Genomic DNA, 26024 nt, shown 5'->3' with positions numbered 1-26024 from the left:
CTTGTCGTTTATTAGAAAAAAGAAACTAACCCGAAACATTGATAATTGCAAATCAGGCAACACACCTTTAATCTGACCATCAAATCAGTCAAACCGTTTGGCATCGGCCGGCAATTTATCAAATACCGCATGTTTGGCAATACAATAATGTTCAGGATAATAAACCGCACCTAAATAAAGCCCTTCGGGAGGCGCCGTGATGCCGCCCAGCTTACGGCTTTTCACCCTAAGCAATTCCCGGGTCCAATCTACAGGCTGTTTGCCCATGCCAATAGCCATCAATACACCAGCAATATTCCTGACCATGTGGTGCAAAAAAGCATTGGCGGAAATATCCATGATCACTTGATCGCCTTGTCGATAGACGTCAATAAAATGCATGATGCGCCAGGGACTTTTAGACTGGCAGCCCTGCGCCCTGAACGAGGAAAAATCATGATTGCCGATCAGATACTGCGCCGCCTGATGCATCTTATCGGCATCCAGCGGGTTATAGCACCAGGTGACCCGACCATGCTGCAAGGCCGGTTTAGCCGGACGATTCAGTATGATATAGCGATAAAAACGCGCGACGGCGCTGTATCGGGCATGAAAATCGCCTACCGCCGCTTTTATCCAGGTGATTTTAACATCATCGGGCAAATTGCTGTTGCCGCCTAACATCCAGGCATGCAATTCCCTTTTTACATCGACATCAAAATGCACAACTTGTTCAAAAGCATGCACGCCGGCATCGGTCCTGCCGGCACACATCACGGTAACGGGCTGATCCGCGACTTTCGACAGGGCCTGCTCGAGCGTTTGCTGAATACTGCGCTTATCGGGCTGCCACTGCCATCCTGAAAAGCCGCTGCCATCATACTCCACGCCTAAAACGATACGCATCATTTCAGACCCTTGCGGGCAATCGGCCCGCCGCCATAACACAACATTAAACTATACTCTCATTACCATTAATGGATATAAACCGGCATCCCGGCTTGCACGCGATCAAACAAATCCAGCACATCGGCATTTTTCATACGGATACAACCGTGCGACTCAGGCTTGCCGTTCATTAACTCATCGGGACAGCCATGGATGTAAATGTACCGCCAGGCTGTATCGACTTCGCCGTAGCGATTCTTTCCCGGCTCCAGTCCACCCAGCCACAGAATCCGCGTTAATATCCAGTCCCGCTGCGGATACTGCCCGCCCAATTCGGCGCTGTAAATTTCGCCGGTCGGCCGCCTGCCGACAAAAACCGCATGCAGCGGCTGACCGGCGCCGATTTTCGCCCTGACCTTGTGCCAACCTGTCGGCGTACATTCGCTGCCTCGGCGCTCGCCAGCGCCGTTTCTGGCTGTGGACACGGCATAACTTTGCAGGATTTGGCCGTTGTCTATAATACTCAGCTGTTGATGGCTGATTGAAATATCCAGAAATAAATCGGTTTTCATAGGCCCAATTGGATTTTTACCTTAAGTCGTAGCATTCGGTCATTGACCGCTTCCCGGTTTCACCGATACGCCAAACCGCTAAAAAACTAATTAAAGCGGCCGCCGAAACATAACCGCCCACCCAGGCCAGTCCGCCCTGATTAACCAGCAATTGCGAAATATACGGCGCACACGACGCGCCTAGAATGCCACCGAGGTTATAGGCGGCACCCGCCCCCGTGTAGCGCACCGCCACCGGAAACAACTCGGGCAGCAAAGCGCCCATCGGCGCAAAGGTTGCACCCATCAAGAAAAGCGACAGCGACAAAAATAGCGTGATTTGCAACACTGATCCGCTGCTCAGCATCGGAGCGAGCGCAAAACCCGCCAGAACGGCGACAAAACCGCTGATCAACAGCACGGGGCTGCGGCCGAACCTGTCACTGGCCCAGGCCGATAACGGCGTTGCGAGTGCCATGAATAAGATAGCCACACACAGCATGCCTAAAAATTGCTGCCGGGGAATCGATAATGTATTGGTCCCGTAACTCAGGCAGAATACCGTCGCGGTATAAAACAACGTGTAACAGACCACCATCGCCAGAGCGCCCAGCAACACGGCACGCAGGTGCTGCCTCAGCAAAACCGTCAGCGGCATTTTCAAAGGTGGCTGTTGCTGCAGAAGTGCTGAAAACTCGGGCGTTTCGGCTAGCTTCATGCGCACATACAAACCCACCGCGACCAGTACGCCACTGGCCAGAAAAGGCAGACGCCAGCCCCAAGCCTGAAAGTCCGCATCGTTCAAGCTGACCGCAAGCAGCCAGAAACTCAGCGTCGCCAGCAAAAAACCCACGGACGGTCCCAGTTGCGGAAACATGCCGTACCAGGCCCGGCGGCCGGCTGGCGCATATTCCGTGGCCAGCAGCACCGCCCCGCCCCACTCGCCGCCCAGACCCAGACCCTGCCCGAAGCGCAACAGGCAAAGCGCAACCGGCGCCCATGTGCCTAGCGTGTCATAGCCGGGCAGGCAGCCGATCAGGAGCGTAGACAAACCCATGACCAACAGTGAAGCCGCCAAAGTCGCCTTGCGCCCGATCCGGTCGCCGAAATGACCGAACAGCACCGCTCCCAATGGCCGCGCGATAAAAGCAATGCCAAACGTCAGAAAAGCGCTCATCGCCTGAACCGCCGGGTCGCTCTGCGGAAAAAACACGCGCCCGATCACCAAAGCCGAAGCCGTCGCATAGATATAAAAATCATAGAATTCAATGGCTGTGCCGATAAAGCTGGCAAAGGCTATATGGGCAATGGAAGGCGTCGTGTTTTGGGTTGTCATGGCTTATTCTAACTGTTGTATGCAGAAATTACAGGCGCAAAAAAACCATGAGCGTTACCGAAATTGGATACATAACTGAATTCTATAGGCGGCACTGCTTTATACGCCCATCCCTGGGCTATAAACAATCTAAACACTATTTCTTTTCGAATAAAGCGATCGATTCCACATGCCCGGTCTGTGGGAACATATCCATGACGCCGGCTTTGATCAGCTTGTAGCCTAACTCATTGACCAGTATGCCGGCATCGCGAGCCAGTGTTGACGGATTGCAGGATACATAAACGATCTGCTCGGGACTCCATTTTTTGAAATGAGGCAGCACTTCCGAGGCGCCGGCTCTGGACGGGTCAAGCATGATCTTGTTGTACTTGCGGTTGGCCCAGGGCTGATCGCTGATGTCCTTGCTTAAATCGGCGGCATAAAATTCCACGTTCTCTATGCCGTTATGGCGCGCGTTTTCCCTGGCGTGCCTGACCAGCGGCAGATCGCCTTCGACGCCGACGACGCGGCCGGCAAATCTTGCCATCGGCAGCGTGAAATTGCCGAGGCCGCAAAACAGGTCCAGAACCGTATCGTTTTCATTGAGATCCAGCGTATCCAGCACGCGGTTGATCATCTGCCGATTGATCTCGTAATTGACCTGCGTGAACATGGCCGGTCTGAATTTGAATTCCACGGACTGATCCGGCAACGCATAAGTCGGTATGACTTCCGGCTCGCCGTCCAGTGGCTCGATGGTGTCAGGGCCTTTCGGCTGCAGGCAGATGCTCATGCGGTGCTCTCGTCCGAACGCGCGCATGCGCTCCCTGTCGGCATCGGTCGGCGGCTCCAGCACGCGGATAGCCAGCACGCAGTCGTCATCGCCGATCGCCACTTCGATCTGCGGAATTTTATCTCTGATCGTCAAATCGGCGATCATCTCGCCCAACGCGGTCAGCCGCTTGCCCACGATCGGATGCATGACGATGCAACTGTCGATCTCGGCCAGATACGGATGGCGTCTTTCCCTGAAGCCCACCAGCACGCGATTTTTCTTGGCGACGTATTTGACGCCCATGCGCGCCTTGCGCCGATAGCCCCAATGCGGCCCTTCCAGCGGCTCCCACAATTGCGGAATCTCCACTTTACCGATGCGCCTGAACTGCTCGATCAGCAGATCCTGCTTGATGCGGATTTGCGCGCTTGAGTCGACATGCTGAAAGCTGCAACCGCCGCAGATGCCATAGTGCGCGCACTCGGCATCAACACGGTCATTGGCGCGGCTCAATAGATTGACCACCTTGCCTTCGGCATAATCCCGGCGGATTTCGGTATAGACAAACTCGACATCCTCGCCCGGCAACGACTCATCTATAAAGACGACCTTGCCTTCCACATGCGTGACGCCGCGCCCGTCATGCGCCAGCGATTCTATGGTGACCCTGACCGGTGTTTCCGGCAGCTGCTTTTTTCTCGATCTGTTACGTGACATGCTTACTTCTGCTTCCAACTTCCGTTAGATGATTGATACCACCAGCCGCGCTGAGCGTTATTGATCCAGCGGGTGGCAAAGGTTGATTTGATTTGGGCGACCCATTCGGGATGACCATTGGCTTTGGCAATGGCCTGGTAAAGATGCTCGCGGTCGGCATTTTCGGCCGCAACCAATTTGTTGACTTTGTTTCTGTCCTGCAGAGGCACTTTGCCGGCATCTCTTACTGTTAACAGCCCGTCTGCCTGTATGCCGATATAGCCGGCATCATAATAGCGCTTTAACGATGGAAAACGGCTTTGCATAACGGCGCGCGCCTGCCTGATTTCCGGGCTGTCAATGGATAAATTAGCCTCCTCGGCCTGCGCCGGCGAAACCATTACATTGATAACGCTGTCCAGCGACCGGAAAACAGCTACCTGCCAATCGGACAGACTGGATCTGGGCTCGGTTTTTTCCGGCGTCTCCTCTTCCTGGATGCCTTTGATGATTTCATCGGCAGCCTTTTCCGCGGCCGCGGCCGGGAAATAAATATTGATCGTCACACAGGCGGTCAACAATAATGCGCCGAATACGGCTATTTTTTTCATGATTTGCTCCCAATTATTCTATGCGTACTTCATCGGTAGTTGAAATACGTGCCAACCGCTCCATCAACACGTTCCAGTCAACCCGCGGATTATAGCCGATCACGTCGATCCGCGGCAGACCACCGCCTTTAATAAGATAATAGCCCTGCTGCGCCGCTTCCACGCCCATCATTTGGCAGACGCCTTCGTGCAGGTAACAGCCCACGCCGATCTTGTCGTACATGAACGTTTCAAAAAAACGCAGAAAACTTCTGGACAGGACATCTGCCGCACCTCCGCCGCCGATGCTGGCGATATTCCTGACCGCTTTCTGACTGATCCGGTGTCTGGAATCATCGTCATCGGGCGTGCCGAACCAGGCATAAAAACTGACCGGCTTCCAGTTTTCCATATACAACTGCTGGACATAGCCCGACAACCGCCCGGTGATGCCGCCGAACTCAAACCGGCGCGTCAATTGATCCAGATCCAGGTTGTCGATTTCCAGTTCGGCATGAAACTTCGGGAAATCGGTAAACAGTCCCGACGATGCCACGTTCGTGACCTTGACCTCTCCGCCAAAAACCTTGATGTTCAGCTCGCCTTCCAGGCTCAGCGTTTTGTCGCGGTAATCGACGCCGGGAATATGACCGCTGATCGTTCCGGACAACGGCGTCCAGTTCAGCGCGTTTGATAATTGCTCCAGCGACACCTTGTCGACATTGCCTTCGAAGTAAACCTCAGGCTCCCCCTCCGGCCTGCTCTGCCATTTAAACTCATTGACGGCGATAATACCGTCCAAAAAAGGCAACTTAGTCTTCTCGAGCAGACTGATAGTTCCTGCCCTGGCCAGAAATGAAAGCCGGGCCGGACCAGCAGGCAAGGCGCGTACCTGTAGTCGCTGCCAGACCAATTCCGAGGGTCTGTTAAAGGTTTCGTTACTGGACCAGTTGATGATGCCGGCGCCGCCCTGAATCGCCAGGCGCCCCGATTCATCGTTCACATCCAGGTCGCTAAAACCGGCGGTCAGACCGGTCAACGCATTCTGCGCGATGGAAAAGTCGGCCTTCATCCGTCCCGCCAGAGACACGCCTTCCAGTGCCGTCGCTTCAAACAGTGACTTTAGATAGGCCGCCGACAGCTCCGCCAGATCCTCGCTGGTCAGCGTCATATCGGCCTTTTCGACTTTTACGCCATGGTCATAACGAATCACCGCAGCGCCCTTTAATGCCGCCGCGCCCGGATGATGATAGCTGGCCGACTTGATCCCGGCTTGCCGGGTTTTATCATTCCAGTCGCCCTGCCCATCCAGCACAATCGTTTGCGCGCCCGCCGTCAGATAGAGCGGCTCGGCATAAATCGCACCACTGCTGACTTCCGTATGATTTTGCCATTGCCATATTCCGCCTTCACGGAAGGCTTCCAGCCGGGTCGCCAGATTCAGATTTTCGGCGGCAAAACGCGCATCAAGACTCTGTCCCGACAGATCTTTCAGATCGACCGCCACATTGATAGCATCGATGATGTCATGCGAGCCCGAGGCGTTGATCCAAAAACTGATGCGGCCGCCTTTCAGTTCAGCCGATGGCAACTTGATCAATTCCTGCATCAGCCTGGCATCGACCCTGCGGGCGCGGACTTTCAGCCGCCATTGATGGCCGATTTCCTCACCCTCGACCGCAAACCGGCCGCCGGCCCAATGCAGATTGGTGAACGTGAAGGTGCTGCGGTTTTCCGTCACCTGAAAAGAAAAATCGGCGGCCGGCGACTGCCAGCGTTGCGAGCGGATTTCAGCCCGCCCCTTGGCGCAGGCCATGGTCTTGTTCTCCCAGGAAAAAGCCGTGCAGCGGATATTGGCCAGATTCAGATCGTTAAAAGGCTTGGGCAGGGCCAGCTTGTCAATGGTCAGGTCCAGTTGCTGCGGACTTTTGGCCAGCTCCGTCAAGGCGACATGAACACCCTGCAATTGCCAGCCCCTGGCTTGAATGGTTCCGATATTGACCGAAACGGCATCCAGGGCATTGGCGGACGGCACGATCAAAAAACAGACAATCGCCAGGAAAATCCTCATCATCAGCAATGCAAAGGCAGCCGGCCACCCGGATCAGCCCGGAAAAACGCCGGTCGACAAATAGCGGTCGCCCCGATCGCAGATAATGACCACGATCACGGCATTTTCGACTTCGGCCGACAGCCTCAGTGCCACGGACACGGCGCCGCCCGATGAGATGCCGGCAAAAATGCCCTCCTCGGCCGCCAGCGCGCGCGTGACATTCTCGGCCGAAGTCTGATCGACATCGATAATGCGGTCGACGCGCTCGGCCTGGTAAATTTTCGGCAGATATTCCTTGGGCCAGCGCCGGATGCCGGGGATTTTGGACTCGCCCTCCGGCTGCACGCCGATGATCTGGATGGCCGAGTTCTGTTCCTTCAGGTATTTGGCCGTGCCCATGATCGTGCCGGTCGTGCCCATGGAACTGACGAAATGCGTGATTGTACCTTGCGTGTCACGCCAGATTTCAGGGCCGGTGCCTTCATAATGCGCACGCGGATTGTCGGGGTTGGAAAACTGGTCGAGGATTTTGCCTTTACCTGCTGCCTCCATTTCCCGGGCCAGATCGATCGCGGCCTCCATGCTGCCGGCCGCCGGCGTCAGAATGATCTCGGCACCGTAGGCTTTCATCGATGCCCGGCGTTCCTCGCTCATATTGTCGGGCATGATCAAAGTCATCCTGTAGCCCTTGATGGCCGCGGCCATGGCCAGGGCGATGCCGGTATTGCCGCTGGTCGCTTCAATCAGCCGGTCGCCGGGTTTGATTTCGCCTCTGGCCTCGGCATGCTTGATCATGCTGATTGCCGGCCGGTCCTTTACCGAGCCGGCCGGATTGTTGCCTTCCAGCTTGACCAGAATGGTATTGCTGGTGTCACCGGGTAAACGTTGAAGTCTGACTAACGGCGTATTGCCGACAAAGGATTCGATAGTAGGAAAAGTCATGGCTGTCATTATCGGGTAAAAAAAGATGAAGTGATTATCCCATAAAAAGGAACGGCACAGATTCGGTTTTTATTTGCCGATTCCCTATAAAAACTGATAGATTTCCCGCCTATTTAAACATTCATCCCTTGATATGCCTATGAACACCGATGATATCGCCCGCGTAAAATCCTATCTGCTCGGCTTGCAGGACCACATCTGCTCTGCCCTGGAAGGCGAGGAACCCGAAGCCCGGTTTATTGAAGACAATTGGGAAAGGCCGGAAGGAGGCGGCGGCAGAACGCGCGTGCTCGCGAACGGCCAGGTATTCGAGCAGGGCGGCGTGAACTTCTCTCATGTATCGGGCATTAATCTGCCGCCTTCGGCCACGGCCAAGCGTCCTGAACTGGCCGACCGCGAGTTTCAGGCCATGGGCGTGTCGCTGGTCATCCATCCCAATAATCCGTATGTGCCGACCTCGCATGCCAATGTACGCTTCTTTATCGCCGAAAAACCGGGCGAGCCGACCATCTGGTGGTTTGGAGGCGGCTTTGATCTGACGCCGTTTTATCCGTTCCACGAAGACGTCATACATTGGCATCAAACGGCGCGCGCCGCCTGCCAGCCTTTCGGAGACCAGGTCTATCCTGCCTACAAAAAATGGTGCGACGAGTATTTTTTCCTCAAGCACCGCAATGAAACGCGCGGCGCCGGCGGACTGTTTTTCGATGATTTGAATGAGTGGGGATTTGAACGCTGCTTTGCCTTCATGCAAAGCGTCGGCAATCATTATACCGAAGCCTATCTGCCCATCGTGCAGAAACGCAAGGATACGCCTTTCGGCGACCGAGAGCGCGATTTCCAGCTTTACCGCCGGGGCCGCTATGTCGAATTCAACCTGGTCTATGACAGAGGCACATTGTTCGGCCTGCAATCGGGCGGCCGGACCGAATCGATCCTGATGTCCATGCCGCCTGTCGCTCACTGGCGCTACAACTGGCAGCCGGAGCCCGGCAGTGCCGAGGCGCGGCTTTATGAGCAATATCTGCAGCCGCAGGATTGGCTGGCCGGCAACTGACGATCAGAAGATGGGACGCGGGAAGCACATAGCCCTTCCCGCGTCCGGACCGGCAGGCTTTCAAGGCCTCCCGTTAACGATGGGCTTATTGCAATGCGGAAAAGGTGTAAACGTAATCGTTGTCCTTCATAGGCATGTGACATGCAAAGCATTCCTTGACCTTGGCTTCCTCGTGCATGACCAGCTTGCTGCCGTCCCAATGCGCAAATCCCCAACCGCCGGTAGCGGCATATTTTTTACTGTCCTTGATCATGGCTTCGGCTCCGGCAAATTCGCCGGGCACGATCGCTTGCGGCCAATTGGGATGCGCGCGTTCTTTCCATACCACTTTGGCTAAAACCGTACCGTCCGGCCAGGGCTTGGTTTGATCCTTGCGCGCGGCTTCTATGGCCGTATCGTTGCCCAAAATGGCGCGCAAAGTTTCTTTCTCGGTCCGATGAGAAACCGACAGCAATCGCCAGTCTTTATATTCCCCGTGCGACGGCTTGGCAGCCGCTGGCGCCGTTTTGGTTTCCGCTACTGCCGTTGCCGATAGCGCCAACAACATCACGGTAAGAGAGAATCTCAACTTAAGATTCCGCATTTTTTTCATATTACCTCTCCATTCTGGATACATTTAAACTTCACAGCATTACTGTTGCTCTTCTTGAATCCGGATCAAAAGAATAGCCCTTCAACATAAGTTCAACCGCAGTTTTATATCAGAAAACAGCCTTCATACCTATCGTTTCATTAATAGCTTTAAATAGCTGACCATTCACATAATCTGATTTATGAATATATCAGACGGAATTTGCCTCAATATATTTAAAAACATCAATATTATCATACAGATAATATTTAACCCCCCCACAGGCTTGACTCAATACTCCAAAATTTCAGCATAAAAGTGGCCGATTTAAATTTTATTTAAGTAAAAGTACTTATTCTTCCATTTCCTCAGTCTTTCCCTAGGAGTCTGTCGGACAGGGTTCAGTATTATGATTCTTATTTGACCGATATGGATTATTGGCGGCATTGAGTCTTCGGTTCTGCCCAACCAAGAGCTATTTCGGGTTATTTTTCCGTTATCCGGCCGCCAGCACATGCATTCGCTTTAAATTGAAGGCCATAGTCACCAGTTTCCACTCACCAGCTACCGCATCAAGACCTCTCAGCGAGAATTGGCGGAAGCCCAGTACCTGTTTGATGATCCCAAATACCGGCTCGACCGTGCTTTTGCGTTTACCATAAAGCGTGCGGCCACTCTGGGTTTTGAGTTTCCAGGCCATTTTGACCAGCGGGTCATCGCTTTCAGGTTCCGGTGCATCCGGCGTCAGGCGTTCCGCCAATGGCAGATGATGGGCTTCCCGGCCCAGCGCGATGAGGGGTGTAATTTTTTGCTCCACACAGGCCTGGATGTTGTCTTTGCTGAAGTAGCCGTTGTCGGCCAGCAGCATTTCCGGCTTGCCGAGGCTGTCCGGCAAGGCGTTCAGCGCTTTCAGCATCGGCTCGACTTGCCGCTTGTCGTTGGTATGCTGGCTGAGCGTGGCGGCAACCACCAGCAGGCTGTCAACATCGACGGCCGCCTGGGCATTGTAGCCCTGCACGAAGCCGTCCTTGCTCGGCATGATCCGCGATGCTTCGTCGGTCAGGTTGATCTGGTCCTTAGCTTGGGGGCCGGTTTCGGGCGCCTTGGGCTCCTGGCCTCGGGGTTTTTTGCCCGCCTGGCGCTGGCGCTCCCGGTCAGCCAGTCTCTCCTGGTGGTCTTTTTGGGCTTGTTCGTCCCGTTCTTTAACCCGTTCGGCAATCTTGGCCTTGGCTTCCGCCAAGGCTTTCAAGCGATCTTCCCGACGCGCGACTTCCGCCGGCAAATCGATACCGTCGGCCAATTCTTCCTGATCAACGTCCGCTGCCTTTTTCAGCAGGGCCTGCACTTCCTCACGCAATTGCGCTTCCAGCTTTTCGATGTGGCCATGGGACAAGGCCTTGTGCTTCGAGGCATTGGCCTTGATTTTGGTACCATCCAGCGAAATCTGTCCCAGCTTGACGAGTTTCATCGTCTGCGCCAGTGTCAGCACTTGTACGAACAAGTCCTCCAACTCCACCAGAAAGGTCTTGCGGAAATGAGCCAGGGTGTCATGATCGGGATGATGATTGGCAGCAATGAACCGAAACGCCACTGAATCGTAGGTTGCCCGCTCGATCTTGCGACTGGAGAACGTGCCGGTCGCATAACCATAGATCAGCAGGGCCAACAGCAGTGCCGGATGATAAGCCGCTGAACCCCGTCCAGAATAATGGCCTGTCAGTTTTGATAGATCGAGCTGATCGATCACTTCGACGATAAAGCGTGCCAGGTGGTCTTCCGGCAACCATTCGTCCACGGACGGCGGAAGCAAATACTGTTGGTTACGATCAAACTGAATAAAGCGACTCATCAGAAATCATGGCGGTAAAATGATTGAACTCATCACTATTTTACAACTGATGAGATTTAAATGCTGATAAGTCCGACAGACTCCTAGAGAAATTAATTAACAATTATTATTAAAAAACGAGCAATACATCACATTTTTATCTTTCTAATCGCTCCAAAAATGTTATTTGCATCTCATTTTTTTGCGCATTTTTATATCCATCCTTTTTGATAGTTATATCTCTTTGCTTTTCAGGATATAACTCCCAACCGGATTATCTACTATGAAGTTCAAAAGTATTTTCACCACATCACTGCTTGCGTCATCAATTATTTCATTAACGCCCGCCTATGCCGAAAAAGGCCCTGCTCCCGATTTATTTGACGATTTCGGTATTCAGCAATTAAAGAACAAAATATTGTCCAAAAAGGCCATCAAAGGCAGGAACCGTACCGTTACGGTTCATCCCGATCTGCTATGGTCGGATAAATTGACGCTCAATCTTTTTGATGATGTTGTGGTAACAGCCGTTCGCGATCGTCTGATCGACAAGGTCAAAGGCAGCAGCACCTGGATCGGCCACGTTGAAGGCGAGCCTGAAAGCGAAGTCTTTCTGACCATTCGCGGTCAAACCATGTCAGGTACTGTTCAGGTAGGCGATAAGACCTACGAGATAGAATCCAAAGGCAACAATCAGCACGACATCACCCAAGTCGATCCAGATAAAAACCCGCCCCATAGCCATCCCCAGGAACCTGAAGATCTCCCCATCTCCGAAGGTGAGATTGATCCGGCATCAGCGCCCTCGGAACCCGCTACCAGCGAAGCCGCGACTGCCGGCACAGTCATTGACCTGATGGTGCTCTATACCCCGAAAGCCAAAGCCAATGCTTCCGGACAGACAGGCATTGAAGCCAAGATAGCCAATGCGGTAGCCAAAGCCAACCAGGCATACATCAACAGCAAGATCGATATGCAGCTTAATGTCGTTTATACGGGGGAAGTCAGTTATACCGAGACCGGCAATATGTCGACCACCCTGACCGATCTGAAAGGCACCAGCGACGGCAAAATGGACGCGGTTCATAACTTGCGCAACCAGTACGGCGCCGATCAGGTCGCGCTGGTCACCGCCGACACCAACGCTTGCGGCATCGCTTATGTCATGAATAACCCAAGCAGCTCGTTTGCCCCCTATGCATTCAGTGTCGTGCATGATGACTCCACCTATGCTTGCCTTTCCGATAATACCCTCGCTCATGAATTAGGGCATAATCAGGGCGATCAACATGACAGGGCCAATTCATCCAATCCCGGCGCCTACGATTATTCTTACGGCTATCGGTTATGTCAGACCGGCGGATTCCGGACGATCATGTCCTATAGCTGCACCGGCGGCTCCCGGGTCAGCTATTTTTCCAGCCCGAATGTATCACTGCCGTCCGGCCAGGTGACGGGCAGCTCGACAGAAAACAACGCGCTATCGATGAACAACACCAAAGCCATCGTCGCGGCATTCAGGTCCGCGGCCCCTGTCACCACTGTTTCCACGGTTCCCAGCGCGCCCGGTAATTTGGCGGCTGCAGCGCTTTCCGACAGTGAAATCTCTTTAACATGGTCCGACACATCCAGTAATGAAACCGGCTTCAGACTGGAAAGATCCGCCAATGGCGGCAACTGGACCGAGATCGCAGCAACCGGCGGCAACACAACCGGCTTCACCGATACGGGCCTTGTTGCATCGACAACATACCAGTACCGTATCCGCGCCTATAACAGCAACGGCAATTCAAGCTACTCCGGTATCAGCAGCGCAACCACAAAGGCCACGGGTTCCTCGGCGTGCACCAAAAATACGCCGGCATTGACCATGGCGCCGAGCGCCTTATACAGCAAACCGGGAGCGACTATAAAATTCAATATTGCCTTGAAGAATCAGGATACATCGACTTGCGGCATCAGCACGTTCGCATTAACCGGTAATGGCGGTGTTGCGATAGGATCTTACGCCCTAAGCCCTGCGGCCTCCACTTCCGCTGTCTGGTCTGTCGCCGCGCCAAGCACTAACGGCCCTTATACAAGATCGGCGACTGCTTCGGCAACAGGCCATACCAGCGTGACAAAGTCAGCGACAGTCACTGTGGACGGCATTGCGCCTACTGCGCCGGGCAACCTGAAAGCGTATGTCTTCTATAGAACCTGGGTGGCGCTTTCCTGGACGGCGTCAACTGATTCGGGCTCTGGCATTTCCAAATACGTTGTTAAACGTAACGGCACTACCGTAGCCACCACAACCAGTAACACATATACTGACAAACCAGGCACCAAGGGTACTTTTACTTATACAGTGACAGCCTATGATAAAGCGGGCAATATGAAAGGAAGCAGCGTTTTAGTTACAGTCAAGTGACGGCATAATAGAAAAAAGTACATACTGCTTTTAAAAGAAAAGGGCGCTTCGGCGCCCTTTTTTGTGCATAACACCTTCCGAAAGTCGGCTCTGAAAAAAGAGGCGTAAAACCTTGAGGACAAATTTTTCAAGGACAAAAAAACGGAGCCCGAAGGCTCCGTTCTTAATTAATCTTCCGATGCGACGTTAATCTTTTTCGGTTGGACCGCTTCACGCTTTGGGATTACGATTTCAAGCACCCCGTGTCTTGATCTGGCACTGATGCCCTCGGCGTTGGCCGTATCAGGCAAACTGAACCGGCGGTAAAAAGAACCATAAGTCCGCTCGACACGCTTATAGTTTTCGCGCTCGGTCTTCGCTTCGGTTTTCTTTTCACCCCTGATAGTCAATACGCCCTCTTCCATGCTCAGATCGATATCTTCCGGTTTCACGCCGGGCAAGTCGGCCAGCAACACATATTTATCGCTTTCCTCCTTGATATCGACCGCAGGCGCCCATTCCGCCGTTGCGATTGAGCCCTCGCCGCCGGCCGTGCCTTCATACGCCCGTTCCAGCTCTTTTTGCAATTGATTCAGTAAACTCCAGGGTTCATAACGAGTAATAGCCATAATCATCTCCAGATAGAGTCAAATTACCAGTAATAAATCGAAAAACCGTTTCAATTCGGCATTCGCTGATGATATGAGGCGACCTGGCAATTTTTCAAGCCGCACAGATGCTGAAATTTTTAGGCTTGTATTCGCCTCACCCATGGAACGAATACAGGCGATGAATGAAATCGCTACCCTGCCATTGCCTGCTTTGGCAGGCAGAAGCTTCGCTGCAAAGCTCAATCCTCTACATATCCAGCGGACTTCTTACCCCACGCCCGCCCTTGTTCAAGACATGGGTATAAATCATCGTCGTCTGTACATCCTTATGACCAAGCAGTTCCTGGACCGTGCGAATGTCATAGCCGGAATCGAGTAAATGCGTCGCAAACGAGTGGCGTAGCGTATGCGGCGTGGCCAGCTTTGTTATACCGCTGGCCTGCACCGCCTTTTTCATCGCCCGCTGCAATAATTTTTCATCAATATGATGCCGACGCTCGATGCCGCTGCGCGGATCAAGTGAGAAGCTGCCGGAAGGGAAAATATATTGCCAGGCCCATTCAGTCGACGCATTAGGATATTTGCGTTCCAGCGCATCCGGCAGATAAACCGATGCCTTGCCCAGTCGGCTATCATCATCGAACAAGGCGCGACGCTGTTGCAAATGCGCTTGCAGAGAAACCTTCAACGACTCCGGCAACATCGTTACCCGATCCTTGGCGCCCTTGCCGTCGCGGATCAAAATCTCGCCGCGTTCAAAATCCACATCCTTCACCCGGAGGCGCACGCACTCCATCAAGCGCATGCCCGTGCCGTACAGGAGATTGGCCATCAAGCCATGGATTCCGCTCATCCGCACCAATACAGCCCTCACCTCGGTGCGCGTCAACACATTCGGCAAACGTTGCGGCTGCTTGGCGCGCACGACATTATTCAGCCACGGCAAATCGATTAACAGCACCTCTTTATACAAAAACAGCAAACCGGATAACGCCTGATTTTGCGTTGAGGCCGACACTTTTCCTTCCACTGCCAGATGCGTTAAAAAAGCTTCCACCTCGGCCATTCCCATCTCTTGTGGATGACGTTTCCCGTGAAACAGAATGAAACGCTTAATCCACTGTACATATTGCCTTTCGGTACGAATGCTATAGTGCTTGACACGGATACGCTCGCGGACCTGATCAAGGAGTTTTGGAGGTGTGTTTTGAGTTTGCATAAATAAGGTTGATATCAATATAGCGATTACTATAGAATCACACCTAACGGATTGCAAGAGTGGCATTATACACCTGTGATTTCATTTTTATATACACCTGAGAAGGTGTCTACTTATAGTTAGACCACACACTCACATGGCCTCTTCTGCAGAACTCTTCCAGCAACAACTTGGTGCACAAGTTGCCGCGCTATTGGGTGGCAAATACAAGTTCTTTAAATCCCGTCTGGAGCTTCGTGCCGAAGCGCCAGACGGGCACAACGTCATTATTCTTTCAGGTTCAAACAAGTGGTCGCCACACATATCCTTGTCCTTCTACTTCGGACGTAATTTTTCAGATGCCAAGAGAGTGGAAAAGCTTTTGGGCGAGCACCAGTTTTACTATCACATCCAGCAGTACTCTTTGAATCGCGAATCCATGCAAGGCTTGACCTATCGCGGCCCTTATACGTGGTCCGTCGATATAACGGCTCCACCTGATTCTTTAGCGTCAGAATTAGTTGCAGCCATCCATGGAATTGCAGACCCATTTTTTGAACGCTTCGCCACAATCAAGGCCGCTCGTGATGCACTAGCCGCCGATGATCCTTGGTGCTTTGGCGGGAAACCGTTCTGGAGGCAACTTTTGCTTCTTGATTTGGCCATGGAAAATCAAACGCATTTCGAGCGCTGGGCTGAGAGGCTTGACGATTTCACTCGAAGCCAGGCTGATGAAGAACTCTCCAAATACCGAGCGGCGGCGCCAAATGTGGTCTAACCTAGCGCTCAACCTCCCCCTGTGTCAGGATAACTGTCGCCTCTAATTTTCATTGATTGACTATTAGAGGTAATGAAATTGAAAAAGAAGACTTATTATACGAAAGCTTTTCGCCAACAGGCGTTGGAGAAAGTTTATAACCGGGGCGATCGTACCGTTCAAGCGATTGCCGATGACTTGAACATAAACAGCTGGACGTTGAAGAACTGGATGAAATTACCGAAAAACGTGGTTGAGGGCCAAGCCGACCTGATGACAAAACGACCTCAAGACTGGAATCAGAGCGAACGTTTTCAACTGATCCTGGATAGTCAGGGCAAGGCAGGGGAAACATTGCATGCCTGGTGCCGGGAACAAGGGATTTTTCCGCATCATTTACACGCCTGGCGTAAAGCCTTTGAAACCGGCACGTCGGAGACTGCCGTCAGTCGCGCTGACTGGCGAGAACTGCAAGTGAGCCATCAAGCGTTACAGCGGGAGCTGAAGCGCAAGGAAAAAGCCTTGGCGGAAGCGGCGGCCTTACTGGTTCTGCAAAAAAAGTATCAGGCGCTCTGGGAGGAAAAGGACGCATGATTTCCCTGTCAGAGCGCCAACAAATTGTGTCTTGGCTAGACGAAGCCCACGCCGCCGGAGCCCGTCGGCATCGAGCCTGCGACTTATTGGGGATCACCTTGCGCACGTTGCAGCGCTGGCAGCAATCGGGTGAAGTCGCGGAAGACGGTCGTCGCGGCCGCCAGCTGATTCCCGCGAACAAACTCAGTGAGCAGGAGCGTCAGTCCGTGTTGTCGGTAGCCAATTCGGCCGAATTTGCCGCGCTGGCGCCCAGCCAGATCGTGCCGATTCTGGCCGAGCGGGGTCAGTATCTGGCTTCGGAATCGACCTTCTACCGGATCTTGCGCGAGGCGAAGCAACTTCAGCATCGCCAGGCCAGTCGGGCGGCCACCGACTGCCGCAAGCCGAAAGCCCTGAAGGCCACGGCGCCCAATCAGCTGTACAGCTGGGATATTACCTATCTGCCCACGGCCGTCAAAGGGGTATTCCTGTATCTTTATCTGTTTATGGATGTTTACAGCCGCAAGATTGTCGGTTGGCAGGTGTACGAACGCGAAAGCAGCGAATGGGCGGCGGACATTGTGCGGGATATCGTGCANCGGGAAGGCNTCCCCCGTCAGCAGGTGACCCTGCATTCTGACAACGGCGGCCCCATGAAGGGCGCCACGATGCTGGCGACCCTGCAGGCCTTGGGCATCCTGCCGTCGTTCTCGCGACCGGCGGTGAGCAATGATAATCCGTATTCGGAAGCCTTGTTCAAGACCCTCAAATATCGGCCGGACTATCCGGTCCACCCCTTTGCGGATTTGAATCAGGCCCGACGCTGGGTGGCTGGCTTTGTGGACTGGTATAACCATGAACATCGGCACAGCGCCATTCAGTTTGTCACGCCAGATCAGCGGCATAGCGGACAAGACTTCGCGATTTTGAAACAGCGAAAGGCGGCCTATCAAGCCGCCAAAAAGCGCCGTCCGGAACGCTGGCGGAGCAAAACACGAAATTGGGAGCCTGTACTTGAGGTCTATTTGAACCCTGACCAGAAGGACAAAAATATAATTCGGCAGGCGCTGAAAAAAGCGGCCTGATTTAACTGTTGAGGCGACAGTTATTTTGACAATTACCGACCTCGCTCCCTTCGGTCGCTGGACGCTGCGCGATAAAGCCGCGCAGCGCCGGTTAGCTCTTCGTTAGGCATTTCGGAGTTGACTTCCAGAAACTTATCTGTAACGATGCATACTATGAATACAAGCTGTTCGCGCCAATCTTTTCGAATTATTTCCATCATTCCATAGGAATGGTGGGTTTTGACGCGACAGTAGTTTTTCAAACCCGCCCAAGAGGCGGGTTTTTATTGTCAGCTTCTTGGGCTTTAGCTAAAGCCATAGGAAGCAACATGAAAAAAGTAGCAATATTTGGTAATGCGGGAGGAGGCAAGTCTACGCTGGCTAAGCAGTTGGCCGAAGCCACTAGCCTTCCCCTATACTCTCTGGACAAAATAAAATACCAGGCAGGGGGCGGAGAAGTTCCACATGCTGAATATCTCAACATCCATTCTGGTCTCTTAATGCAAGAGGAATGGATCATTGATGGATTTGGTTGCATCTCATCAGCATGGGAACGTTTCTCTGTTGCAGATACGCTAATTTTTATTGATCTACCGTTATTAACACATGGCATGTGGGTGACAAAGCGGCTGCTAAAAGGTTTATTTGTAAATCCCGAAGGTTGGCCTGATAACAGCCCAATATTCAAGGGGACACTTAATAGTTACCGGGTTCTTTGGCTGTGCCATAGAAAACTGACTCCCGCATACCGACAACTTGTTTCCGACTCTATGAAATCAAAGAAAGTTCTTCACTTGAGGTCGCCACGCGCCATTAGGGAGTTTCTAAATGGCATTCGGTCTGAATAATAGTCATCACATAGACATGCCTAACAATCGCGTAAATTCGGACTGCCCAAAGCTGCGCCGCTTCGCTCTGCATCTTTGGGCAGCCTGTTATGGGAAGTGTTAGGCACTCAAAAAAGGAACGGCAATGCACCCGATAGAACTTCTGATCAACAAGGCGGATACCGCGATAAACCAAGAAGATTTCTCGACTTTGATCGACATCTATTCCGATGATGCTGTCCTTGTGGTTAAGCCGGGAATGAATGCTGTGGGAAAAGAACAGATCAAGAAAGCATTTGAAGCAATTGCGGCTCACTTCGAACACAGTCTGGATGTTGAGCAAGCTGGGATGGTAATCCTGGAAACTGGAGATACTGTGTTGGTGCTGGCCAAGACTGTTGTCTCAGCAAAGAATCTCCCGGCTACAGAACGGAAGGCTACCTATGTTTTCAAAAAAGGCAACGACAATCGGTGGGTGTGCGCGATTGATAATTCCTATGGTCACGATCTCCTTGAAGCAAATGCCTAACCACGCCATCAACTCGGACGCGCAAAAGCTACGCTGCGCTCTGCATTTGCGCGCCGGTTATGGCAAACGTTAGAGAGCAAGCATAGAAATATGGTAACAGACGATTTTGTGAGTGAGCTCAATGACTGGGATGGTAAGCTTTCAGATGATGAATGGTATTTCTGTAAACTGAGAGAGCGCTTGGTTAATTCGCTGAATCAAGAAGAAGCATTTAACCAAATACCAAGCATCGTCGAAGTGATTTTAAAAAATAGCGATGAATTCGTATGTATGGAGGGTTTTGAGCTATTGCTTTCTATAGTGAGAAAATCGGAAACGACGGAGGCTCCGCCTAAGCTAAAAGAGCAATGGGAAATATTAAAGGCACATATGAATCAATTTGGTGACTACGAAAAGCGTAAATTTGACGAACTGTCGCATTGGTATCGAATAAATGCTCTCTAACACTACGCTCAACTCGGACGCTCGCTACCGCTCGCGCCGGTTAGCTCTACGTTAGAGTGCTATGGCAACCCATTGCTGCGAAACTATGAACTACTGGGCAAACTTCAAGTGCTCAGAACACCCTGACGTTTTCGCGTGTCCAGATAACGTCGTTTTCTTCAAGTCGCGCCCGCGCCAATATGGGATTATTGTTCACGATGGAGGTTCTTCCTTTATTGAGATAAAGTTTTGTCCGTGGTGCGGTTCTTCGTTACAAGAGAGGAATAAAAAATGATTCATCTAAGGTTCGGCACTCTAACCCTGCGCTCAAGCGGGACTGCGCAAAAGCGGCGCAGCCCCTTAGCTCCACGTTAGCGCCATACAGGGACAACCATGGAATTACTAGTACAGCTTCTAATTGGCATTGCATGGCCCATTGCCGTGATCTGGATCGCGTACCTCTTCAAAGGAGAGTTACGTTTGCTGCTCCAACGCATGTCCCAGTTCAAATACAAAGATGTTGAAGCCAAGTTTGAAGGTGGTCTCGCTGAGGCAGAAGCAAAAGCAATTGCAATTGAAAAATCCACCCCATCATTACCACCTCGACCGGAATTAACTTCAAAACTAGAGCAGCTACGCCGCATTTCCGATGTTTCACCCCGTGCCGCGATTCTGGAGGCTTGGGTGTTAGTTGAGGAAGCGGCGGGCAAATCAGGCTTCGTACAAGGCGCAACTATTCCTCGTGTAAACCCACATCTGTTTGTTGAAGAGCTTGTGCGCCTTGGTAAATTACCAACAGGTAGTGACAAGCTGCTTGATCACATGCGTAGACTACGTAATCAGGCAGCACACCTATCGGATTTCAGTCTCAATCAAGACGAAGCTGATAGGTACTTGCAACTAGCAGCAAGAATGTCGGAGCTCATTCTTAATGCCGAATAGCGCTAACATGGCGCTCAACCGGAGCGCGGTTATAATCCGGTTTTATTTTTCAGCTTTCCGTGCCGCGCCCGGTTAGCTCTACGTTAGGCTTAAAAGGGAGTAACAATGGATAATCAAAGCATTAACCAAGCATCAAAGAAAAGACTGCTACTATCCTGGTATCTTGATTTCTTGTTCTTTATGACCCTATGGGTTCTGCTTTCCTATTTTTTGGGCCTCGATGAAAGCATGCCGTTCTGGGAGCCCTATGTCGTATTTGTGGTTATACGCCTCATAACTTCAAAATTTATTGGCTCGATCGGGTATACGTTCCTGAGTATCAATAAAGACGATATGTCCGTCAATAACGATATTTTAATAAAAGAAAATTGGCTAACTATACTGCTCGGTGTCTTATTAGTTCTCGAAGGAACAAAGCAACTTGTAAGATGGACTCAAATGTTTGTTTCACAACCTGCGTTTGGCTTTTTTCCTGATGAAACAACACAGATTGTAATACATCTAGCTTTTGGGGTGTTTTTCATTTTGGCAGGATACTGGTTCTTAAAACTCGATGTAAAAGGCATCATTGTAGGTATTGGGGTTGCGCTGCTTAACCTTGTTTCTGACGTATTAAGCTGGAAACTATGGGATCCTGTAGTGGAGCAAATGGTGCTGAAGCGGAGAGAGGTTCAAGGATTGCCTGTAAGAGAGGGAGAGATAGAAATGATGCAATCTTTTATGCCTGAAGGAATGGTTGTTGTTGCAACAATAGGAATAATCGCAATGGCAATAACATATCCGAGATTCAAAAATGCCTAACATGGCGCTCAACCGGAGCGCGGTTACAATGCGGTTTTATTTTTTCAGCTTTCCGGGCCGCGCCCGGTTAGCTCTACGTTAGCGAGCAAAGAATGAAGATCTCCGGCCACGGTCTTGAATCAATTTTTACTTTCTCCTCCCCAGACAGTGAGGGGTGGATGAAGACCATTGTTCAAATTCGTGCGCCTAAGTTTGAAGGCAACTTTTCATGCACGGTTGAAAAGAAGGAATGGAGTAGTTTCATTCAAACCCTAAGGCATCTCGAAGCATCGGTTGGGGAAAATGTCGAGGCTTCATGGGGTAACATGGAAGAAAATATTGAGTTCCACTTTGCGTTGCACAAAAACGGCGCGTTAGAGGTGGTGTACAAATTTAGCCCCGAGAATTTCAGTCTTGGACCAACGCTTTCCGGTATGTTTACGGCTGATCAAACCTTTTTGCAAAGTTGGGTTAAGTCTGGTGAAGAGGTGCTAGAAAATGCCCGCTAACCCTGCGCTCAAGTGGACGCTCCGCTTCGCTGCGCGCCCCTTAGCTTCACGTTAGGCACTTAAATCTTCGAAATACGTAATAAGATAAGGATAAAATTATGTCAAGAAAAGCTAGCTGTTCCTGCGGAGAACTTCAAGTTGAAGTAAACGGCGAACCAAAAATGGTTGTTGCCTGTTCCTGCACTAACTGTCAAAAAAGAACTGGGTCAGTTTTTGGAGTAAGCGCCTATTTTTCAAATGATCAGGTGGTAGCTAAAAATGGGAAGTTTAAGTCTTTTACAAGCACAGGTGATTCCGGTGGTAAATTAGAGCGCCATTTTTGTCCCAATTGTGGTTCTACTGTTTTCTGGGAGGCTGGTTTTGTTCCACAATCTGTAGGCATAGCAGTTGGTTGTTTTTCTGATCCCAAGTTTCCTCAACCTATAGCCGCTGCTTGGTGTGCATCAAAGCATGAGTGGGTATCCTTTCCAAATGGTATGCCCACTTCAAATAGCCAAGATTTTTCCAAAGGTGCCTAACAAATAGCTGCAGCTGACCATTTGCCGCGGGGCTTTTTTGGGGGCCGCTTCGCTATTTTCCCCCAAAAAAGTCCCACGTCAAATGGCAGCTGAGCATGGCGTTAGGTGCAACAAGGGGCGCGTCTATGAAAGAGCGAAACACGGAAGTAAGCATCGAGATAGATCGCTCAAAGTGGCACAAGCCGTCGTATCTTGGCCACTACGATGAAAAGGCAACTCATTACGAGGGGCTCCGCGCTCGTTGTTTGAAGTGTGGCAAGTCGTTCGTCTTTTCAGCGGAAGCACAAAAGCAAGCCTTTGAAGTAGAACAGAGATATCCATGCTGGCTCCCTACGCTCTGTCCAACTTGCAGCCAAGAATGGAAGGTTCTTGAAGAAACAATTCTTCAATACGAGCATTCTTGGGAAGCCAATCGTAGGGTGTTGGCTCGTGATAGGGAATTCTTGCGCAAGTGGTTGGCACTGCTGCAGGAAGCACGCCCCTATGGAAAGAAGCACTTTGAATCTCGCGTTCGTATGCTCGTCAAAACCATCGCGAAATCTGAATGAGCGGCCGAATAGCACCTAACAAGCTCGTCAACTCGGACAGGCGAAAGCGGCGCCGCTGCGCTCTGCCGCTTCCGCCTGCCGGTTACGCGCAGCGTTATGCACCTTAGGAGGTTCGTATGTTGAAACGTCTATTGCTTGTCGGCATACTTTGCGCTCCTGTCGCTGCCTGGGCATTCTTTAAGCCTGTTCGAGTGGTTGCACCTGAACTGACTGGGGTTTCCTGCATCAATGACACATTGTGTACAGATGATGTGTCCCGATATCAGGAAGCTGCCAAGCTGTACGATGAGGCTTTGCATTTTGTCGAGTTATCTGTTGGATCGATTGAGAATAAACCCCGCGTCATTTTCTGCAGTTCTGACACCTGTTCTCAATTCTTTGAAATGGGGCAACGTGCGGGCGTGAATGTAGGCACATTTGGTATTGTCATCAGCCCTCGCGCATGGAAACCGTACTATGTTCGCCATGAAATGATTCACCACCTTCAGAATGAGAAACTTGGCATGATACAAGCATGGCGTGAACCCAAATGGTTTATGGAAGGTATGGCGTACTCTCTCAGCGAAGATCCCCGCCAAAAGCTATCCGAGCCTTTTGAGCAGTACCGCTCTCAATTTGAGGGTTGGTATAGTCTGGTAGGCAAAGAGCGGCTATGGACAGAGGCCAATAACTTATGAAATTGCATAACATTACACTCAACCGGAGCGCGGTTACAATGCGGTTTTATTTTTTCAGTCTTCCGGACCGCGCCCGGTTAGCTCCACGTTAGCGCCCAATACATCAGGAGTCACTATGAACGATCAAGACACACCTGTAGCCGTTGTGGCAACACAGGTTGCACCACGTTCGAAACTCACAAACTATCCAGAACCCTTCGCCTCACGCATGAAGGGGCGAGAGAAGAGCCCTCTCGGCGACGTGTTTGGTCTTTCAAACTTTGGGGTAAATCTAACGCGCCTTTTGCCCGGTGCTGGTTCAGCCTTACGTCATGCTCATGCTAAGCAAGATGAGTTCATCTACATATTGAATGGTCGCCCCGTGCTACTTACCGATACAGGGGAAACGCAACTTTCGCCTGGCATGTGCGCGGGATTCAAAGCTGGCACAGGCAATGGGCACCAGTTGCTTAATCGCACAAATGAAGAAGTGATTTACCTTGAAATTGGTGACCGCAGCGCAGGAGATTCCGTCGTGTACCCCGACGATGACATACAGGCGGTTTTTGTCGAGGGTAAATGGCAATTTGCACACAAAGACGGTACGCCATATTGAAGTCCGCGCTAACCCGGCAGTCAACACGGACGCTGCGCGATAAAGCCGCGCAGCGCCGGTTACTTTTACGTTAAAGAGCACATGGACGCTGAGAATACTCATCAAGTTTTCGACTGGCTGTGGTCTTCCGGACAGCTTTCAGAACGTGATATTGTCCGGTTGCCCACGCTGGGCATTGAGGTCGTCGTAAACCTTGCTCTTCCAACTTCTTCCAACGCTTTGCCCGGAGAAGCTGAACTCATCACCAAGCAAGGCCTGGCATATATCCAAATTCCCGTGGGATGGGAGAGACCTGAACCTGAACAGTTCGTCCAGTTTATTGGTGTACTCAACGCCTTTGCTAAGCGCAAGATTTGGATACACTGCGCCAAGAACATGCGCGTATCGGCCTTTATCTACCTCTACCGCAAGCACGTACTTGGCGAGAGCGAGGAGCAGGCATCTTTTCCCATGCGAGAGGTCTGGAGTCCAAACGAAACTTGGCAAGAATTCATAAACTGCGTAGCGGCGTTGCACTCTAACCATGCGCTCAACCGGGACTGGCTTACAGCCAGCCCCTTAGCTCCACGTTAGACCTCACATGAATAGCCCACTTCGTTGCGCCATCATCGTGGGAGCCGCCGTGTTTGCGGTTCATCTCGCATTGGCTTTGGCATTGTTCATTTCCATCCACGTCGGAGGCGGCGCACAGGCCGAATTCGCGTGGTTCTGGTTCATGTGGCTGGACTACCCGATAAGCAACTTCGCATGGAAATTCTTGGCAACAACACCTCCTGTCGTGGCCCTCATGGACTGGGGTTACACCTGGGGCAGCGGTCCGAATTTTCGGGCGCTTTTCATCCACGGCCTCATCGGGGGGGCTCAGTGGTTTCTTGTTGGAGCGCTCGTCGGTTCCTTCTTCTGGCCGCGAACCGGGTATATCGCCACATGGAGGCAACGTGAGGTCTAACATGGCGCTCGACCTCGCTCCCTTCGGTCGCTGGACGCTGCGCGATAAAGCCGCGCAGCGCCGGTCAGCTCTACGTTAGACAGAAGGAAATTATGAAGCACCTACTCGCTGTGGTATTTGTACTGTTTACATTTCGAGCCTATGCCGTTGGTTGGGAAGAAAGCGACAAAGTAGCTGCCATATTTAAAGGCTCCGGCGTGAACGGCACGTTCGTTCTCTATGATGTCATCGAGCAACGGCTAATTGGCTACGACAAAGCTCGCGCTGAAACACGCTATATTCCGGCTTCAACGTTCAAGATTCCCCACTCGCTGATCGGACTTTCAGTTGGTGCGGTAGAAAGTGTTGACGAGGTTCTGCCTTATGGCGGCCAACCACAGCCGTTCAAGACTTGGGAGAAGGATATGGGATTGCGCGATGCGATTACTCTGTCCAATGTCCCGATCTACCAAAGTTTGGCCCGACGTATCGGCTTAACGCGTATGAGCGAGAATCTTTCAAAGCTTGATTTCGGAAATGCAGAAATAGGTACTTCCATCGATACCTTTTGGCTGAATGGCCCACTCAAAATCAGTGCTGTGGAGCAAACTCGTTTTCTTGCTAAGTTGGCTCAGGGGGCATTGCCGTTCCCCCAGTCGGTTCAGAAAAGCGTTCGCGAAATCGTCCTAATGGAGCGGGGAGAAAATTGGGCGCTATATGGTAAAACGGGTTGGGAAAACGCTCCTAACCGAGGTATTGGTTGGTGGATCGGGTGGGTACAAAAAGGCGATCGTGTATATGCGTTTGCATTGAACATGGATATTCAGCACGCAACCGATGCCAACAAACGTGTAGAACTGGGCAAAGCAAGCCTTAAAGTGTTGGGGATACTGTGACAACTAAACAGA

At 51.6% G+C, this 26024-nt stretch carries 29 protein-coding genes and 1 pseudogene; 18 read left to right on the top strand and 12 right to left on the bottom strand.

All coding sequences use genetic code 11. The features are described 5' to 3' along the window. Window positions 1-84: 84 nt before the first annotated feature. The 7 genes from truA to cysM all read right to left on the bottom strand — a co-directional run bounded on the left by truA (window position 85) and on the right by cysM (window position 7792). The gene (truA, locus tag METLU_RS0102650; RefSeq protein ID WP_027156875.1) at window positions 85-885 is read right to left on the bottom strand and encodes a tRNA pseudouridine(38-40) synthase TruA; all 801 of its coding nucleotides are present in this window, start codon (window positions 883-885) and stop codon (window positions 85-87) included. Window positions 886-953: 68 nt separating this feature from the next. Next, window positions 954-1439 carry a L,D-transpeptidase gene (locus METLU_RS0102645; RefSeq protein ID WP_027156874.1) on the bottom strand — a complete coding sequence of 162 codons (486 nt, stop codon included), beginning with the start codon at window positions 1437-1439 and terminating at the stop codon, window positions 954-956. 16 nt (window positions 1440-1455) lie between these two features. Beyond that, window positions 1456-2754 carry an MFS transporter gene (locus tag METLU_RS0102640; RefSeq protein WP_027156873.1) on the bottom strand — a complete coding sequence of 433 codons (1299 nt, stop codon included), beginning with the start codon at window positions 2752-2754 and terminating at the stop codon, window positions 1456-1458. A gap of 136 nt (window positions 2755-2890) precedes the next feature. After that, window positions 2891-4228: a 23S rRNA (uracil(1939)-C(5))-methyltransferase RlmD gene (rlmD, locus tag METLU_RS0102635; protein WP_027156872.1), complete on the bottom strand. Its 1338-nt coding sequence runs from the start codon at window positions 4226-4228 to the stop codon at window positions 2891-2893. A 2-nt stretch (window positions 4229-4230) separates the two neighbouring features. After that, window positions 4231-4818, bottom strand: a complete 588-nt coding sequence (locus METLU_RS0102630; protein ID WP_027156871.1) for a YdbL family protein — start codon at window positions 4816-4818, stop codon at window positions 4231-4233. Between the two features lie 13 nt (window positions 4819-4831). Next, entirely contained in the window at window positions 4832-6871 is a 2040-nt protein-coding gene (locus METLU_RS0102625) for a hypothetical protein (protein WP_027156870.1), read from the bottom strand. A 30-nt stretch (window positions 6872-6901) separates the two neighbouring features. Then, window positions 6902-7792 (bottom strand): cysteine synthase CysM, encoded by an 891-nt coding sequence (gene cysM, locus METLU_RS0102620; RefSeq protein ID WP_027156869.1) that lies wholly within the window; start codon window positions 7790-7792, stop codon window positions 6902-6904. A gap of 139 nt (window positions 7793-7931) precedes the next feature. Between cysM and hemF the strand changes: the two genes are divergently transcribed. Further along, complete coding sequence (hemF, locus tag METLU_RS0102615) at window positions 7932-8849, top strand: oxygen-dependent coproporphyrinogen oxidase (protein WP_027156868.1); 918 nt, start codon at window positions 7932-7934, stop codon at window positions 8847-8849. A gap of 85 nt (window positions 8850-8934) precedes the next feature. On the opposite strand, the gene METLU_RS0102610 is transcribed toward hemF, so the two are convergent. Both METLU_RS0102610 and METLU_RS0102605 read right to left on the bottom strand, forming a co-directional pair. After that, a complete protein-coding gene (locus METLU_RS0102610; RefSeq protein ID WP_027156867.1) occupies window positions 8935-9441 on the bottom strand; it encodes a cytochrome P460 family protein in 507 nt (168 codons plus the stop codon). A 475-nt stretch (window positions 9442-9916) separates the two neighbouring features. Beyond that, window positions 9917-11269: an IS1182 family transposase gene (locus METLU_RS0102605; protein ID WP_027158166.1), complete on the bottom strand. Its 1353-nt coding sequence runs from the start codon at window positions 11267-11269 to the stop codon at window positions 9917-9919. Window positions 11270-11531: 262 nt separating this feature from the next. Between METLU_RS0102605 and METLU_RS0102600 the strand changes: the two genes are divergently transcribed. Beyond that, window positions 11532-13658 (top strand): M12 family metallo-peptidase, encoded by a 2127-nt coding sequence (locus tag METLU_RS0102600; RefSeq protein WP_027156865.1) that lies wholly within the window; start codon window positions 11532-11534, stop codon window positions 13656-13658. 167 nt (window positions 13659-13825) lie between these two features. Here the strand turns inward: METLU_RS0102600 and METLU_RS0102595 are convergent, their stop codons facing one another. From METLU_RS0102595 to METLU_RS0102585, 3 genes are read right to left on the bottom strand one after another with little or no spacing between them, the layout of a single operon-like run. Next, the gene (locus METLU_RS0102595; protein ID WP_027156864.1) at window positions 13826-14266 is read right to left on the bottom strand and encodes an Hsp20/alpha crystallin family protein; all 441 of its coding nucleotides are present in this window, start codon (window positions 14264-14266) and stop codon (window positions 13826-13828) included. 18 nt (window positions 14267-14284) lie between these two features. Beyond that, window positions 14285-14491, bottom strand: coding sequence for a hypothetical protein (locus tag METLU_RS0102590; RefSeq protein WP_027156863.1), 207 nt, complete (start codon window positions 14489-14491; stop codon window positions 14285-14287). A 4-nt stretch (window positions 14492-14495) separates the two neighbouring features. Then, window positions 14496-15467 carry an integron integrase gene (locus METLU_RS0102585; protein ID WP_027156862.1) on the bottom strand — a complete coding sequence of 324 codons (972 nt, stop codon included), beginning with the start codon at window positions 15465-15467 and terminating at the stop codon, window positions 14496-14498. A 136-nt stretch (window positions 15468-15603) separates the two neighbouring features. Here METLU_RS0102585 and METLU_RS0102580 point away from each other — a divergent pair, with 136 nt between their 5' ends. The 16 genes and pseudogenes from METLU_RS0102580 (at window position 15604) to blaOXA (ending at window position 26012) form a co-directional block, all read left to right on the top strand. Continuing rightward, a complete protein-coding gene (locus METLU_RS0102580) occupies window positions 15604-16224 on the top strand; it encodes a hypothetical protein (RefSeq protein ID WP_027156861.1) in 621 nt (206 codons plus the stop codon). A gap of 72 nt (window positions 16225-16296) precedes the next feature. Next, a pseudogene (locus METLU_RS0102570) lies at window positions 16297-17861 on the top strand (IS3 family transposase). A 308-nt stretch (window positions 17862-18169) separates the two neighbouring features. Then, complete coding sequence (locus tag METLU_RS0102565; protein ID WP_027156858.1) at window positions 18170-18688, top strand: P-loop NTPase family protein; 519 nt, start codon at window positions 18170-18172, stop codon at window positions 18686-18688. Between the two features lie 124 nt (window positions 18689-18812). Further along, window positions 18813-19196 carry a YybH family protein gene (locus tag METLU_RS0102560; RefSeq protein WP_027156857.1) on the top strand — a complete coding sequence of 128 codons (384 nt, stop codon included), beginning with the start codon at window positions 18813-18815 and terminating at the stop codon, window positions 19194-19196. Between the two features lie 90 nt (window positions 19197-19286). Next, window positions 19287-19640 carry a hypothetical protein gene (locus METLU_RS0102555; protein WP_027156856.1) on the top strand — a complete coding sequence of 118 codons (354 nt, stop codon included), beginning with the start codon at window positions 19287-19289 and terminating at the stop codon, window positions 19638-19640. A 61-nt stretch (window positions 19641-19701) separates the two neighbouring features. Next, a complete protein-coding gene (locus tag METLU_RS29100) occupies window positions 19702-19914 on the top strand; it encodes a DUF6980 family protein (RefSeq protein ID WP_081679003.1) in 213 nt (70 codons plus the stop codon). A 98-nt stretch (window positions 19915-20012) separates the two neighbouring features. Next, complete coding sequence (locus METLU_RS0102550; RefSeq protein WP_027156855.1) at window positions 20013-20561, top strand: DUF4145 domain-containing protein; 549 nt, start codon at window positions 20013-20015, stop codon at window positions 20559-20561. A 105-nt stretch (window positions 20562-20666) separates the two neighbouring features. Beyond that, complete coding sequence (locus tag METLU_RS0102545; protein ID WP_027156854.1) at window positions 20667-21362, top strand: hypothetical protein; 696 nt, start codon at window positions 20667-20669, stop codon at window positions 21360-21362. Between the two features lie 92 nt (window positions 21363-21454). Then, a complete protein-coding gene (locus METLU_RS0102540; protein ID WP_027156853.1) occupies window positions 21455-21850 on the top strand; it encodes a WapI family immunity protein in 396 nt (131 codons plus the stop codon). A gap of 98 nt (window positions 21851-21948) precedes the next feature. Then, window positions 21949-22368 carry a GFA family protein gene (locus METLU_RS27110; RefSeq protein WP_081679002.1) on the top strand — a complete coding sequence of 140 codons (420 nt, stop codon included), beginning with the start codon at window positions 21949-21951 and terminating at the stop codon, window positions 22366-22368. 125 nt (window positions 22369-22493) lie between these two features. Continuing rightward, window positions 22494-22916: a hypothetical protein gene (locus METLU_RS0102535; protein ID WP_155920420.1), complete on the top strand. Its 423-nt coding sequence runs from the start codon at window positions 22494-22496 to the stop codon at window positions 22914-22916. 116 nt (window positions 22917-23032) lie between these two features. Beyond that, window positions 23033-23593 carry a membrane protein gene (locus METLU_RS0102530; protein WP_027156851.1) on the top strand — a complete coding sequence of 187 codons (561 nt, stop codon included), beginning with the start codon at window positions 23033-23035 and terminating at the stop codon, window positions 23591-23593. 115 nt (window positions 23594-23708) lie between these two features. Then, window positions 23709-24188: a cupin domain-containing protein gene (locus tag METLU_RS0102525; protein WP_027156850.1), complete on the top strand. Its 480-nt coding sequence runs from the start codon at window positions 23709-23711 to the stop codon at window positions 24186-24188. Window positions 24189-24269: 81 nt separating this feature from the next. Next, window positions 24270-24761 carry a protein tyrosine phosphatase family protein gene (locus METLU_RS24330; RefSeq protein ID WP_051299745.1) on the top strand — a complete coding sequence of 164 codons (492 nt, stop codon included), beginning with the start codon at window positions 24270-24272 and terminating at the stop codon, window positions 24759-24761. Window positions 24762-24768: 7 nt separating this feature from the next. Next, window positions 24769-25137, top strand: a complete 369-nt coding sequence (locus METLU_RS0102515) for a hypothetical protein (RefSeq protein ID WP_027156849.1) — start codon at window positions 24769-24771, stop codon at window positions 25135-25137. 92 nt (window positions 25138-25229) lie between these two features. After that, window positions 25230-26012 (top strand): class D beta-lactamase, encoded by a 783-nt coding sequence (gene blaOXA, locus METLU_RS0102510; protein WP_027156848.1) that lies wholly within the window; start codon window positions 25230-25232, stop codon window positions 26010-26012. The last annotated feature ends 12 nt before the right edge of the window (window positions 26013-26024 follow it).

The organism is Methylobacter luteus IMV-B-3098 (assembly GCF_000427625.1).
Taxonomy (GTDB): Bacteria; Pseudomonadota; Gammaproteobacteria; order Methylococcales; family Methylomonadaceae; genus Methylobacter; species Methylobacter luteus.
Note: the sequence above shows the minus strand (reverse complement) of the source record. Positions and strands in the feature narration are given on the sequence as shown.